Below are 14,255 nucleotides of genomic sequence, written 5' to 3'. Positions count from 1 at the left end.
AGGGGCCGAAGCATAGCAAATTATTGACGGCTGGAGGAGTAGAGCGGCAGCCAGAGCGTCAGGCGCAGGCCGCCGAGCGGGCTATCGTCGGCCTTCACCCAGCCGCGGTGCTGCTGGATAGCGGTTTCGACAATCGCCAGACCAAGCCCCGTGCCGCCTGACTCGCGGTCGCGCGCCTCGTCGGTGCGGTAGAAGGGACGGAATATCTGCTCGCGATCTTTCGGGCTGACCCCCGGGCCGTCATCGTCAACGTGCACCGTCAGGCCACTGATATCCACCGAAAAGCTGACGCTGATATGCGAGTGCGAGTAGCGCAGCGCATTGCGCACGATGTTCTCCAGCGCGCTCTCCAGCGCATGCGGGTTACCGTAAAGCGGCCATGGGCCGGGCGGATAGGGCACATCAAGCTGCTTGCCCATCTGCTCAGCTTCGAACTTTGCATCTTCCAGCACGTCGTTCCAGAGCTGATTTGCCTTCATCGCCTCGCTGACCAGCGCGTTCTTGTGCTGGGTGCGCGACAGCACCAGCAGATCGTTGATCATGCCGTCCAGACGCTGCGCTTCCATCTCGATCCGCTCCAGCTCTTTGCCTTCGCCGTGACGGCGGCGCAGCAGCGCCGTGGCCAGCTGCAGACGCGTCAGCGGCGTGCGCAGCTCATGGCTGATATCTGACAGCAGACGCTGCTGCGAGGTCATCATGCGTTCGAGCGCGCTCACCATCTGGTTGAAGCTGGAGCCCGCGGCGAGAAACTCCTGCGGCCCCGACTCCAGTTCCGGATGCTGGCGCAAATTACCGCTGGCGACTTCATCCGCCGCATATTTAAGCTTGCGTGCCGGACGCGCCAGGCTCCAGGCCAGCCAAAGCAGCAGCGGCGAGCTAATGAGCATGGTGACGATCAGCAGCAGCAGCGGCCGGTCAAACAGCAAATTGATAAAATCGAGCTGCGAGCTGTTCGCCGGTCGAATCAGATAGAGCTGATAGTTATCTTCGCCGTCGCGCACTGCGAAGGGACCGACCATTTCAATACGGCCATACTTCTTTTTCTGCGGATGATCGGCATTGTCGGACTGTCCGATAAAATTGCGGATCACCTGCATTTCATTATGCTGCGCGCCAATGACGCGGCCTTCGCTGGTGACCAGCAGCAGGCGCTGACCCGGGGGCGCCCATTTGTCGATAGCGCGCGAGAGCCGGCGCCACCACATCAAATCATTGGGCGGGTCCTGCGCCAGTTCCAGTTCGACATGCTGTTCAATCATGGTGCCCTGGCGCTGCTCGCTATCGAGCAGTGAGGCCATCTGGCGGGAATCCAGCTTGGGCACCATCAATACCAGCATCAACACCAGCGCCAGGGTGAGCCAGAAAATGGCGAAGATGCGGGTGGTGAGGCTACCAATCATGAAGCCGAAACCATCAAATAGCCGCGGCCGCGCAAGGTTTTAAACCAGGGATGGCCGTCGCGGCGCTCAGGCAGTTTGCGACGCAGGTTAGAGATATGCATATCGATAGCGCGGTCGAACGGCGTCAGACGCTTGCCAAGTACCTCCTGACTCAGGTGCTCGCGCGAGACGACCTGGCCGAGATGCTGCGCCAGCAGGTAGAGCAGGGTGAACTCGGTGCCGGTCAGATCCAGCGTCTGGTTGTCGAAACTCGCTTCCTGACGGCCTGGGTTCAGGCGCAGGCAGTCCACTTCCAGCGTCGGCGAGCTGCTGTCGTGCTGCTGTTGCTGTTCGCTCCAGTTGGAACGGCGCAAAATCGCGCGTATACGCGCCACCAGCTCACGATCGTTAAACGGCTTAGGCAGATAGTCATCTGCACCCAGTTCGAGCCCCAGCACGCGATCCAGCTCGCTTCCGCGCGCGGTTAACATGATAACAGGCGTCTGATGTTGCTGGCGTAGCTCTTTCAAGGTGTCGATACCATTCTTTTTTGGCATCATCACATCGAGTAAAAGCAAATCAATAGAGGTATCCAGCAGGCTTAACGCCTGTTCGCCGTCGCTGGCTACCACTACTTCAAACCCTTCCATTTCTAACAGTTCTTTAAGCAGCGAAGTCAATTCGCGGTCATCGTCAACCAACAGGATTTTATTCATTTTTTATTGCCCTCCGCAGGCAAAATACCGTGTTCCTGACTTGTCAATCCAACGCTTTACGTAGTTTTACACCCCCTGACGGATGTTTGCAGCTGTCGCCGTACACTGGTCCTCGTTGAATCGCAAAACGGAACGGACTGGAGTAAATGATGCGCACAGTAACCGCCGTCGTCATTGCCTCAGCGATGGTTCTCAATCACGCCAGCGCAGGAGTGGCAGACACGACGACGATTGACGAAATGCATCACGGCGGATTGACGACAGGCAGTATGACGCAAAATCCGCAAAGCCACATGTTCGACGGCATTGAGTTGACGGAAGAGCAGCGTCAACAGATGCGAGACCTGATGGCGCAGGCGCGATACGAACGTTCCCCTGTCAGCATCGGCGATATCGAAAACATGCATGGACTGATTACGGCGGACACTTTTAACGAAGCGGCTATCCGCGCCCAGGCTGAGAAAATCGCTCAGGCGCAAATCGAACAGCATGTCGAGATGGCGCGTATTCGCAACCAGATGTATCACCTGCTTACGCCGGCTCAGCAGGCCGCGTTGCAGAAGAATTATGAGCGGCGGCTCGCCGAGCTGCGCAAGCTCTCAACTTTGCAGTCGGCTTCATCGCTGCAAGCAGTGAGTAGTACCAGCAGTAACCAGTAACATAGTATCCCTGTTTTCCTTGCCATAGACACCATCCCTGTCTTCCCCGCCATGATGGCGGGGTTTTTTTTGCTTTTTTGCGCTATTCGAGCCGCAGTGTCAACGTTGACAGACCGCTCTCTCTTCAGCATTAACACTCTATTTAAGTAAAGCACTAACCCCTTAAATCCTCAGGCATTTAACAGAACAGCCTTCTTTTCCATTTTGTTGCTTTTTCTATGAGGAATATGTAATGCCGCGTAAATATATCCACAAACGAGGCGGGTAAAATAAAAAAGCGAAGCGACTTTTTATTTAAATATATGATAAGAAGAAAATAAGTTTTTCTGCTTTATTTAAAACTCAATAATATCATTAAGTTAATTATTTTTTCATTTTCTTGAATTCCTGAAGCTTACTTCTACACTTAATTTTGTCGCAGCAAGGAAAGTGCACACCCCGGGAATTTTAAATGGAGTGCAGTAACCACATTACGTAATCAATCTGAATATATTAACGGAGTAAGTTATGGCAGAACATCGTGGTGGTTCAGGCAATTTCGCAGACAACCCGCAAAAAGCCTCTGAAGCCGGTAAAAAAGGCGGAAAAAGCAGCGGCGGTAGCGGTAATTTTAAAAACGATCGTGAAAAAGCCTCTGAAGCAGGCAAAAAAGGCGGTCAGAGCAACCACGGCGGCGGCCGTAGCTCTTCCTGACAAGTTTAGAGCTGAGCGGTAAACCGTGCGTTTCCCCAGCGGGAAACGGTACCCCGTCCTCTATGAGGGCGGGGTTTGTTTTTTCTGGCAGGCTACCAGCCTTTCTCTTCTGATGATGCAGGGTTTATGCGCAGCGACAATGTGGATGTTAAACTTTAGCCATTCCTTTATTTCGGGTGCATGCCTGTAGTGGCTGAGGGAGCACATTATGCAACCCACCTATGCTCGTCTGGTCAAGCGCGCGGCGCTGGCGGCGACCATCCTGGCGACCAGCCTGCTTATCGTTAAAATATTTGCCTGGTGGTATACCGGTTCGGTCAGCCTGCTGGCTGGGCTGGTCGACTCGCTGGTGGACATCGCCGCCTCGTTAACTAACCTTTTAGTCGTGCGCTATGCGCTGCAGCCTGCCGATGCCAACCATACTTTTGGTCACGGCAAGGCGGAATCACTGGCGGCACTGGCGCAAAGCATGTTTATCTCTGGGTCAGCGCTGTTCCTGTTTTTGACCGGCATCCAGCATCTGGCTTCGCCGAATACGCTGCGCGCCCCGTTGGTTGGGGTGGTGGTTACCGTGGTGGCGCTCTGTTCGACGCTGCTGCTGGTGGCGTTTCAGCGCTGGGTCGTGCGCCACACGCACAGCCAGGCGATTCGCGCCGATATGCTGCACTATCAGTCTGACGTGGTAATGAATGGCGCTATCCTGATCGCTCTGGGATTAAGCAGCTACGGCTTCGCTCGCGCAGACGCGCTGTTCGCGTTAGGCATCGGCATCTATATCCTGTACAGCGCCTTGCGGATGGGCTATGACGCCGTGCAGTCGTTACTGGATCGCGCGCTGCCGGAGGAGGAGCACAACATCATTCTTGAGCTGGCGCTGAACTGGCCAGGCGTGGAAGGCGTACATGACGTGCGCACGCGTCAGTCGGGCCCGACTAAATTTATTCAGCTACATCTGGAGCTTAACGACGAGTTGCCTCTGGTACAGGCACATCGTGTAGCGGATCAGGTAGAGAAGGCGCTGCGTCAGCGTTTCCCCGGCTCGGACGTGATTATTCATCAGGATCCCTGCTCTGTCGTGCCGATTGAACAGCAGAATTCAGCTGGCTTTTAACCGGATTGAACCAATTTAATCTATTTAAAATGACGAAGCGCTAACAATACCGCAAAAAATTTAGTGAAAACTTGTCTGACCTGAATCAATTCAGCAGCAAGCCTTTGATATACTATCTGCCATCACGGGTCGCGCATAGGGTATGCCGCTTAGCGGCGCACGACAGGCAGGATTAACTTTTCGTTTTAACAATCCAGAGGTTGTCATGATCAAAAAAATTGGTGTATTGACCAGCGGCGGCGACGCCCCCGGCATGAACGCAGCCATTCGCGGCGTTGTGCGATCAGCGCTGAGCGAAGGACTGGAAGTTTTTGGTATCTATGACGGCTATCTGGGACTGTACGAAGATCGGATGATCAATCTTGACCGCTACAGCGTATCGGACATGATTAACCGCGGCGGCACCTTCCTGGGCTCGGCGCGTTTCCCCGAATTCCGCAATGATGAAGTGCGCCAGGTCGCGATTGAGAATATGAAAAAACGCGGCATTGACGCGCTGGTTGTCATCGGCGGCGACGGCTCTTATATGGGCGCGAAGCGTCTGACCGAAATGGGTTTTCCCTGCATTGGTCTGCCGGGCACTATCGATAACGATGTCGCGGGCACTGACTACACCATCGGCTACTTTACCGCGCTGGAAACTGTAGTCGAGGCGATTGACCGTCTGCGCGACACTTCCTCTTCGCACCAGCGCATCTCAATTGTTGAAGTGATGGGCCGCTACTGCGGCGATCTGACCCTGGCGGCGGCGATTGCGGGCGGTTGCGAATTTATCGTGCTGCCGGAAATTCCTTACACCCGCGAAGAGCTGGTGATGGAGATTAAAGCGGGTATCGCCAAAGGCAAAAAGCACGCCATCGTGGCGATCACCGAGCATATCTGTGATATCGACGACCTGGCGAAGTACATCGAAGCGGAAACCAAACGTGAAACGCGCGCGACCGTGCTCGGTCATATTCAGCGCGGCGGCGCGCCCTGCGCTTACGACCGTATCCTCGCGTCGCGCATGGGCGCCTATGCTATTGAGCTGCTGCTACAGGGCTACGGCGGCCGCTGCGTTGGCATCCAGAATGAGAAGATGGTGCATCACGACATCATCGACGCTATTGAAAACATGAAGCGTCCGTTTAAGCGCGACTGGCTGGATACCGCGAAAAAACTCTACTGATCCCAAACAGGCTTCAGGCGCGTCTCTCAGACGCGCTTTTATTTTATTTATCCATATTCCTGCCAGTTATAAATGCTCGTTTTTAATTCTTTTAGCTCTAAAATAGTTTATGTCACGCTACCGGCATAATGACATCGGGAGCGTGCATAATGAACAAGTGGAGTATCGGGATTACCCTTCTGCTGGCCTCTGCCAGCGTTCTGGCAAAGGATTACCAGCTGTTAAACGTCTCTTACGATCCGACGCGCGAGCTGTACGAGCAGTACAACAAAGCCTTTGCGGCGCACTATAAGCAGGAAACCGGCGATAACGTGGTGATCCGCCAGTCGCACGGCGGTTCAGGCAAGCAGGCGACCTCGGTGATTAACGGCATTCGCGCCGATGTCGTAACGCTGGCGCTGCAATCCGATGTTGATGCCATCGCCGAACGCGGCCGTATTGATAAAAACTGGCTCAAGCGTCTGCCGGACAACTCCGCGCCTTATACCTCAACCATCGTTTTCCTGGTACGTAAAGGCAATCCCAAAGGCATTCACGACTGGCCGGATTTGATTAAGCCGGGCGTCTCCGTCATTACCCCAAACCCGAAAACGTCAGGCGGCGCGCGCTGGAACTATCTGGCGGCATGGGGCTGGGCGCTGGATCAAAACAACGGCGATCAGGTGAAGGCACAGGCTTATGTAAAAGCGCTGTTTAAAAACGTCGAGGTTCAGGACTCCGGCGCGCGCGGCGCAACGAACACCTTCGTCGAACGGGGTATCGGCGATGTGCTGATTGCCTGGGAAAACGAAGCTTATCTGGCGGTCGATAAGCTGGGCAAAGACAAATTTGAAATCGTTACGCCGAGCGAATCGATTCTGGCTGAGCCGACCGTTTCCGTGGTGGATAAAGTGGTGGACAGCCAGGGCACACGTCAAGTCGCGGACGCCTATCTAAAATATCTCTACTCACCGGAAGGCCAGACCATCGCGGCGCAAAATTACTATCGCCCGCGCGATGCGGAGGTAGCGAAGAAATTTGCGAATACCTTCGCGCCGGTGAAGCTGTTTACTATCGATAATAAGTTCGGCGGCTGGACGCAGGCGCAGAAAACGCACTTTGCCGATGGCGGCACCTATGACCAGGTGATGAAGCCTTAATGGCGTAAGCGCAGTAAAAAGCGGCCAGCCACATGCTGGCCGTTTTTGTTTGTGCGTGACATTGCGCGACGGCCAGGCGAGGATGCGGGAAAAAGCGGAAAGAGGAGCCTTGCTATGCAGGGACGTCGCCGAGCGCTGGGAGTGATTGCGCTGCTGCTGTTGATACTGATAAGCGGCCTGGTTATTGCCGCTTTCCACCTGCACAAAAACAGCGATGCGCTGTGGCACATCGTCAGCGAAAAGTGCGAGCCAAATCAGCGTACAACGGGCGCGCCCGCGCCTTGTCAGCGCGTCGACCTTGCACAAGGCTATGCGCTGCTTAAAGATCTGAACGGACCGCTGCAGTATTTGCTGATCCCGCTGGCGAAAATCAGCGGCATGGAAAGCCCGGCGCTGCTCAATCCCGCAACGCCTGATTTCTTCGCTTTCGCCTGGCAGGCGCGCGCGCAGCTGGCGGTAAAGCGCGGCGCGCCCATTGCTGATAGCGCCCTGTCGCTGGCGATCAACGCCGAGTATGGTCGCACTCAAAACCAGCTGCATATCCATATCTCCTGCCTGCGTCCCGATGTACGTCGCGCGCTGGACCGCCTTGCCCCCGCGCTCTCCAGTCGCTGGCAGACGGAACAGCTGCGCCAGCACGCCTACCAGATACGCGCGCTAACCCTGCCGGAGCTGACACAGCAGAGCCTGTTTATCCGCGTGGCCAACGAGATCCCTGACGCGCGCGGCGAAATGGGCAAGTATGGGCTGGCGCTGGCGTCGCTGCCCGACGGACGTCTGGCGGCAATGGCGATCGAGCGCAACTGGCTGTTGCTAAATCGGGGATCGGCTGAGGAGCTGCAGGACCACAGCTGCGAGATTTTGCGGCAATAAAAAAGGCGGCCATTCGGCCGCCTTCGATGTGTATCAGACGTTACGCTTTTTTCGCTTCTGCCGCCGCTTTAACGATAACGGCGAAGGCGTCAGCCTTCAGCGAGGCGCCGCCGACCAGCGCGCCGTCGATGTCTGGCTGGGTAAAGAGTTCAGCCGCGTTCTTGTCGTTTACAGAACCGCCGTACTGAATGATTACCTGCTCGGCGACCGCCGCGTCTTTCTTCGCGATGTGCTGACGAATAAACTTATGTACCGCCTGCGCCTGCGCCGGCGTAGCTGATTTGCCGGTGCCGATCGCCCAGACCGGCTCATAGGCGATAACCACGCCGTTAAAGGCTTCCGCACCCTGAGTTTCCAGCACCGCGTCGATCTGGCGCGCGCAGACTTCTTCAGTCTGACCCGCTTCGTTTTCCGCTTCGGTTTCACCAATGCACAGTACCGGCACCAGGCCAGCCGCTTTCAGCACGGCGAATTTCTTCGCGATGAACTCGTCGCTCTCTTTGTGGTAGGTGCGACGCTCAGAGTGGCCGATAATGATATATTTCGCGCCGATATCTTTCAGCATGTCCGCGGAGGTTTCGCCGGTGAAGGCGCCCGAGAGGTTGACGTCGACGTTCTGCGCGCCCAGAGCGATGTGGCTGCCGGAGATGGCATGTTTTGCCTGGTCGAGATAGATGGCTGGCGGGGCGATTGCCACGCCGCAACCGTCAACGCCGGAGAGCGCTTTGCGCAGGCCTTCGATCAGCTCGCCTGTCATCTGCTTGCTGCCATTCAGTTTCCAGTTACCCATAACCAATGGATGTCGCATTCTATCCTCCGCGTTACGCGATTCATTAAATTGCACTGCCGTCGGGCAGCGTAGACTGCCAGACAGTATAGAGATCTATCAGGTCAATGGCTTTGCTTTTCGTCATTTTTGCCGCCCTGATCGGCAGGCGGCAGCGCCAGTTTTATGGGCTCGACGGCGAAGGTGAGCCCCTTGTCGCCGTTGTCCGCCACCACGAAACGCAGCGCGCCTTCAGTGCGGGAAAAATAGCGCGCGCCTTTGCCTTCGCTCAGCAGCGCGTTCAGCTTCTGCCGCGCCTCGTCCGGCGAGAGACCCGGCACAAAAAAGCGCAGCAGCGCCGTCATGTAGGCGAGCGCTTTCTCCTGCGACGCTTTTTGCTCCGGTCCTGGCACTGGCAGCCAGGTAAGCTGCAGCGTCTTCACTTTCCCGGTTCCCTGCTCCAGCGCGGTGGAGGCGTAGAGCGTTTCGCTGATTTTGCTCGCCGCGCGCGTCAGGCGGCTGCTGTCGTTTCGACTGTCGATGGCGCGATACTCCAGCAGCGGCAGCTCGGCGTTGGCAGCGTTATACCTTTCACGGAACTGGCCGATGGTCATATCAAAGGTCGGCGCACCCGCCAGCACGTAGGGGGCGGCAGGTAAGGATTCGCTGCGCGCGCGCAGCGTGGGATCGGCGGCAAATGCCGGGGCCGTTAGCGCAAGGCTGAGCAGCAGCGCGCCGGGCAAATTCTTCATTTCGTAGGCTCGACCAGTAAACTTTGCGCCAGATTAAAACGGGTTTTACCTGCGAAAGTCAAAAGCGCGACGGGCAAAATTTGTCCGTCGATAAGAATTACCTTATCACCGCACGGTTTACCAGTAGTGCTCGCTGGTGATGTGGCCAGGTTTACGCTTCAGATGCTTGCGCATATCGCGCGTCTCTTTCAGCATCTGCTGGGTATCACGCACCATCTGCGGGTTACCACACAGCATAATATGGCCCGATTCCGCCTCTATCGGCAGGCCCACCGCGCGCTCCAGCTCGCCGCTTTCGATCAGCGCTGGCACGCGGCCGGTGAGAGATCCCGCTGCATTTTCGCGACTCACTACCGTCTGAATGCGCAGCTTGCCGTTGTAGATCTGCTGCAGTGACTGCATCAGCGGCAGATAGCTGAGATCGGCGGCGTAGCGCACCGCGTGCACCAGCACGATATCATCGAAGCGATCCAGTCCTTCACCCTGTTGCAGAATGGAAAGGTAAGGGCCAATCGCCGTGCCGGTCGCCAGCATCCATAGCGTTTTGCACGGCGGGATCTCATCCAGCACAAAAAAGCCGGCAGCCTCTTTGGTGATCATCACGGTGTCGCCCGGCCTGAGCGCCTGCAGACGCGGGCTCAGCTTGCCCTCCGGCACCGTGACCAGATAGAACTCCAGTAGAGGATCGCTGGGCGCGTTTACATAGGAGTACGCGCGCTGCACGCGTTCGCCGTCTATCTCCAGTGCCAGCTTGGCGAACTGACCGGCGGTGAACGCATCGATCGGCGCATGCACCCGCAGACTGAACAGCGCGTCCGTCCAGTTCTTCACTTCCTTTACTTGCGCATTGACCCATTCAGCCATCGTTACTCTCCTGGTCGTTGATTTTTCAGGCACAGTGTTATCATCGCGGCTGCACGGCGCTTTTTCCACCCGCGCGCCAGATTTTTGGCTCTAATCGACAAATGCACCGCACGTCTCAACACGCCGTTGCCCGCGGTTGACAAGGTGGTGCGAAAACTTGACGCCTTTACGCCAGCCTCTTTACGTTCCTCTCTCGATTTGTCACGTAATCCTGATATTTTTCCCGCCATTAACCCGGTGCAGCGCATTTTGCTGCTGAATTAACTTTATTTCCCAGACTGAGATGTCGATGAAGAAGATGGAAAATCGACCGCTGTTGCTGATGTTGATTTTAATGCTGGCGGTTGGGCAGATGGCGCAGACGATCTATGTCCCGGCGATGGCCGAAATGGCGGATGCGCTCAACGTGCACGACGGCACGCTGCAGCGCGTGATGGCGGCCTATCTGATGACCTATGGCGGATCGCAGCTGATCTACGGCCCGCTCTCCGACAGCATCGGTCGCCGTCCGGTGATCCTCGCCGGCATGACGATCTTTATGATCGGCGCCGTGACGGCGATGCTCGCGCCGTCGCTGAACGTGCTGGTGCTGGGCAGCGCCATTCAGGGGCTGGGCACCGGCGTGGCGGGCGTGATGGCGCGTACGATGCCGCGCGACCTCTATGCGGGTGTCGCGCTGCGCCAGGCTAACAGCCTGCTGAATATGGGGCTGCTGGTTAGTCCGCTGCTGGCACCGGTTATCGGCGCGTTGTTGACGAAGCTGTTCGGCTGGCACGCCTGTTTCGCTTTCCTGCTGCTGCTCTGCGTCGCGGTGACCGGCGCGATGATGCGCTGGCTGCCGGAGACGCGTCCGCAGGGCGGCGAAGTCACCCCTTTTTTCCGCCGCTATCAGCGTCTGCTGCGCGACGCCAGCTTTGTACGCTTTATTGTGCTGCTGATCGGCGCGCTGGCGGGCATTGCGGTCTTCGAAGCGAGCTGCGGGGTGCTGCTGGGCGGCGTGCTGGGACTGGATGCCTTTACCGTCAGCATCCTGTTTATTCTGCCCATCCCCGCCGCCTTTTTCGGCGCCTGGTTTGCCGGACGTGAGGCGCGCGCCTGGCATAGCCTGATGTGGACCGGCGTCAACAGCTGTCTGCTGGCGGGCGCGCTGATGTGGATCCCGGCGTGGTTCGGCATAATGAATATCTGGACGCTGCTGGTGCCCGCCGCGCTCTTCTTCTTCGGCGCGGGTATGCTGTTCCCGCTGGCGACGTCAGGTGCGATGGAGCCCTATGCCTGGCTGGCTGGCAGCGCCGGCGCGCTGATTGGGGGATTGCAAAACCTGGGGTCGGGCGTGGTCGCCTGGGCGTCTGCGCTGCTGCCGCAGCGCGATCAGTTCAGCCTGGGCATGCTGATGTTCGCTACCGCGCTGGTGATGCTGCTCTGCTGGCTGCCGCTGTCGCGACAGCCAGAAGGCCAGAGCGGCACGGTTACAGGATAAAGGGATGCAGCGCCGCGTCTTTGCGGTCCAGATAGTGGATCGACTGGATGCGGCGAATCGTGCGTGATTTGCCGCGGATCAGCAGGGTTTCGCTGGTGGCGATATTGCCCTGACGCGTAATGCCTTTCAGCAGGTCGCCGCTGGTAATGCCGGTGGCGGCGAAAATAACGTTGTCGTTGCGCGCCATTCGCGCCAGCGGCAATACCTCACCCGCTTTAATGCCCATCTCGTCGCAGCGCGCCAGCTCCTGCTCGCCAATGCGGCGATTCTCTTCGCTCTCGCCCTTTACCTCATGACGCGGCAGCAGACGGCCCTGCATATCGCCATCCAGCGCGCGGATCACCGCGGCCGATACCACGCCCTCTGGCGCGCCGCCGATGCCGTAGAGCACGTCGACCTCGCTGTCAGGCATGCAGGTCAGGATAGAGGCCGCTACGTCACCGTCCGGGAAGGCGAAGACGCGCACGCCAAGCTGTTGTAGCTGCGCGATAACCGCGTCGTGGCGCGGTTTCGCCAGAATAGAGACCGTTAGCTGCGCCAGCGGCTTACCCAGCGCCGCGGCGATATTTCGCAGGTTGGTTTCCAGCGGCAGATTGAGATCGATATGGCCGCGCGCTGCCGGGCCGACTATCAGCTTCTCCATATACATATCTGGCGCGTGCAGAAAGCTGCCTTTGTCGCCGACCGCCAGCACCGCCAGCGCGTTGGCCTGGCCCATCGCGGTCATGCGCGTGCCCTCGATCGGATCCACCGCGATATCGACCGCGTCGCCTCGCCCGCTGCCGACGCTTTCGCCGATATAGAGCATCGGCGCTTCGTCGATTTCGCCTTCGCCGATCACAATCTGACCGTCAATATCGATAGTGTTCAGGACGTGTCGCATCGCGTGAACGGCAGCGCCGTCGGCGCCGTTTTTGTCGCCGCGTCCCAGCCAGCGATAGCCGGCTAACGCCGCCGCTTCGGTCACGCGGGAAAATTCTATGGCGAGTTCTCGTTTCATAGCCTGCACCTGCTGAAAAAAGAGCAGTGTAGCATAGCGGGGAAGGGCAAAAAAAAGCCCGCGACAGCGTCGCGGGCCTGGAAGGTTGAGAGGTGTGCCAGCGTTGCTGGCACACGTGCCTGTTACTCGTCGTGGTCTTCCCACGCCTGCGCGCGCGCCACCGCTTTTTTCCAGCCGGCGTAGCGAACGTTGCGCTCGGTGGTTTCGATGCTCGGACGGAATTCGCGCTCGATAACCGCTTTGGCGCGTACCTCTTCCAGGTCGCCCCAGAAGCCCACTGCCAGACCTGCCAGATAGGCGGCGCCCAGCGCGGTGACTTCACGTACTTCCGGACGCTCAACGCGCGTGCCGAGAATGTCCGACTGGAACTGCATCAGGAAGTTGTTCGCCACCGCGCCGCCGTCCACGCGCAGCGACTGCAGGCGGGTGTCGGCGTCGTTCTGCATCGCTTCCAGCACGTCGCGCGTCTGGTAGGCGATAGACTCCAGCGTGGCGCGAATAATATGGTTGGCGTTAGCGCCGCGCGTCAGGCCGAAAATGGCGCCGCGCGCATAGGGATCCCAGTAGGGCGCGCCCAGGCCGGTAAAGGCCGGAACCATATAAACGCCGTTGGTATCCTTCACCTTAAGCGCAAAGTACTCTGAGTCGGTCGAGTCGCTGATGAGCTTCATCTCATCACGCAGCCACTGAATTGAGGCGCCGCCGATAAACACCGCACCTTCCAGCGCGTAGTTCACTTCGCCGCGCGGGCCGCAGGCGATGGTGGTTAACAGGCCGTGCGAAGAGGTCACCGCTTCGGTGCCGGTGTTCATCAGCATAAAGCAGCCGGTGCCGTAGGTGTTTTTCGCCATGCCCGGCTGAACGCAGAGCTGACCGTAAAGTGCCGCCTGCTGGTCGCCTGCAATACCGGCGATAGGAATACGCGTGCCGCCTTTACCGCCGATGTTGGTCTGACCGTACACCTCTGAAGAGCCTTTCACTTCCGGCAGCATTTCGCGCGGAATATCAAGGATCTCCAGCATACGCTGATCCCACTCCAGCTTGTGGATGTTATACATCATGGTGCGCGAGGCGTTGGTGTGATCGGTAATATGCACGCGTCCCTGGGTCATTTTCCACACCAGCCACGTATCGACGGTGCCGAACAGCAGCTCGCCGCGCTTCGCGCGTTCGCGCGCGCCTTCTACATGGTCGAGGATCCACTTCACCTTGGTACCGGAGAAGTAGGGGTTAATCACCAGGCCGGTCGTGTGCTGGATATACTCTTCCAGCCCCTCTTTCTTCAGCTTGTTGCAGTAGTCCGCGGTGCGCGGATCCTGCCAGACGATGGCGTTATAGATCGGCTTGCCGCTCTCTTTGTCCCAGACGATGGCGGTTTCGCGCTGGTTGGTGATGCCGATCGCGGCGATCTCGTCGGAACGGATGTCGGCGTGCGCCAGCACTTCAACCAGCGTCGAGCTTTGCGATGCCCAGATGTCCATCGGGTCATGTTCAACCCAGCCCGCTTTCGGGTAGATCTGGGTAAATTCGCGCTGCGATACCGCAACGATGTTGGCATCGTGATCCAGCACGACGGCGCGTGAGCTGGTGGTGCCCTGGTCGAGCGCAACAATATATTTTTTATCAGTGGTAGTCGTCATAATGCATTCCCGATG

General features: G+C 57.9%; 14 protein-coding genes. 7 read left to right on the top strand and 7 right to left on the bottom strand.

Annotated elements, in window-relative coordinates:
• Window positions 1–20 precede the first annotated feature (20 nt).
• On the bottom strand, window positions 21–1,400 hold the full coding sequence (cpxA, locus tag Q9R34_RS10380; RefSeq protein WP_485893458.1) for an envelope stress sensor histidine kinase CpxA: 1,380 nt from the start codon (window positions 1,398–1,400) through the stop codon (window positions 21–23).
• Window positions 1,397–2,095, bottom strand: coding sequence for an envelope stress response regulator transcription factor CpxR (gene cpxR, locus Q9R34_RS10375; RefSeq protein ID WP_033754385.1), 699 nt, complete (start codon window positions 2,093–2,095; stop codon window positions 1,397–1,399). The genes cpxA and cpxR overlap by 4 nt, the downstream gene beginning before the upstream one ends.
• A 149-nt stretch (window positions 2,096–2,244) precedes the next feature.
• On the opposite strand from cpxR, the gene cpxP reads away from it, so the two are divergent.
• The 6 genes from cpxP to Q9R34_RS10345 all read left to right on the top strand — a co-directional run bounded on the left by cpxP (window position 2,245) and on the right by Q9R34_RS10345 (window position 7,738).
• A complete protein-coding gene (gene cpxP, locus Q9R34_RS10370) occupies window positions 2,245–2,754 on the top strand; it encodes a cell-envelope stress modulator CpxP (RefSeq protein ID WP_485893456.1) in 510 nt (169 codons plus the stop codon).
• A 507-nt stretch (window positions 2,755–3,261) separates the two neighbouring features.
• The gene (locus Q9R34_RS10365; protein WP_434126417.1) at window positions 3,262–3,447 is read left to right on the top strand and encodes a con-10 family general stress protein; all 186 of its coding nucleotides are present in this window, start codon (window positions 3,262–3,264) and stop codon (window positions 3,445–3,447) included.
• A 208-nt stretch (window positions 3,448–3,655) separates the two neighbouring features.
• On the top strand, window positions 3,656–4,558 hold the full coding sequence (fieF, locus tag Q9R34_RS10360; RefSeq protein WP_485893454.1) for a CDF family cation-efflux transporter FieF: 903 nt from the start codon (window positions 3,656–3,658) through the stop codon (window positions 4,556–4,558).
• A 205-nt stretch (window positions 4,559–4,763) separates the two neighbouring features.
• Window positions 4,764–5,726, top strand: a complete 963-nt coding sequence (gene pfkA / locus Q9R34_RS10355; RefSeq protein ID WP_434126414.1) for a 6-phosphofructokinase — start codon at window positions 4,764–4,766, stop codon at window positions 5,724–5,726.
• Window positions 5,727–5,875: 149 nt separating this feature from the next.
• Window positions 5,876–6,865: a sulfate ABC transporter substrate-binding protein gene (locus Q9R34_RS10350; protein WP_485893452.1), complete on the top strand. Its 990-nt coding sequence runs from the start codon at window positions 5,876–5,878 to the stop codon at window positions 6,863–6,865.
• A gap of 114 nt (window positions 6,866–6,979) precedes the next feature.
• On the top strand, window positions 6,980–7,738 hold the full coding sequence (locus Q9R34_RS10345; protein WP_485893450.1) for a CDP-diacylglycerol diphosphatase: 759 nt from the start codon (window positions 6,980–6,982) through the stop codon (window positions 7,736–7,738).
• 40 nt (window positions 7,739–7,778) lie between these two features.
• On the opposite strand, the gene tpiA is transcribed toward Q9R34_RS10345, so the two are convergent.
• The 3 genes from tpiA to fpr all read right to left on the bottom strand — a co-directional run bounded on the left by tpiA (window position 7,779) and on the right by fpr (window position 10,120).
• Window positions 7,779–8,546, bottom strand: a complete 768-nt coding sequence (gene tpiA / locus Q9R34_RS10340; RefSeq protein ID WP_434126409.1) for a triose-phosphate isomerase — start codon at window positions 8,544–8,546, stop codon at window positions 7,779–7,781.
• A gap of 83 nt (window positions 8,547–8,629) precedes the next feature.
• Window positions 8,630–9,256: a DUF1454 family protein gene (locus Q9R34_RS10335; RefSeq protein WP_485893448.1), complete on the bottom strand. Its 627-nt coding sequence runs from the start codon at window positions 9,254–9,256 to the stop codon at window positions 8,630–8,632.
• A gap of 117 nt (window positions 9,257–9,373) precedes the next feature.
• Window positions 9,374–10,120, bottom strand: a complete 747-nt coding sequence (gene fpr / locus Q9R34_RS10330; RefSeq protein WP_434126406.1) for a ferredoxin--NADP(+) reductase — start codon at window positions 10,118–10,120, stop codon at window positions 9,374–9,376.
• A gap of 289 nt (window positions 10,121–10,409) precedes the next feature.
• Here fpr and emrD point away from each other — a divergent pair, with 289 nt between their 5' ends.
• A complete protein-coding gene (gene emrD, locus Q9R34_RS10325; RefSeq protein ID WP_485893446.1) occupies window positions 10,410–11,600 on the top strand; it encodes a multidrug efflux MFS transporter EmrD in 1,191 nt (396 codons plus the stop codon).
• Here emrD and glpX read toward each other — a convergent pair.
• Both glpX and glpK read right to left on the bottom strand, forming a co-directional pair.
• The gene (gene glpX / locus Q9R34_RS10320; RefSeq protein ID WP_485893444.1) at window positions 11,590–12,600 is read right to left on the bottom strand and encodes a class II fructose-bisphosphatase; all 1,011 of its coding nucleotides are present in this window, start codon (window positions 12,598–12,600) and stop codon (window positions 11,590–11,592) included. The two genes, emrD and glpX, sit on opposite strands and share 11 nt — an antisense overlap.
• Window positions 12,601–12,722: 122 nt before the next feature.
• Complete coding sequence (glpK, locus tag Q9R34_RS10315) at window positions 12,723–14,240, bottom strand: glycerol kinase GlpK (protein ID WP_434126404.1); 1,518 nt, start codon at window positions 14,238–14,240, stop codon at window positions 12,723–12,725.
• Window positions 14,241–14,255: the final 15 nt, after the last annotated feature.

It is taken from the genome of Enterobacter sp. BRE11 (assembly GCF_031844285.1).
In the GTDB taxonomy this organism is placed as follows: domain Bacteria; phylum Pseudomonadota; class Gammaproteobacteria; order Enterobacterales; family Enterobacteriaceae; genus Pantoea.
Note: the sequence above shows the minus strand (reverse complement) of the source record. Positions and strands in the feature narration are given on the sequence as shown.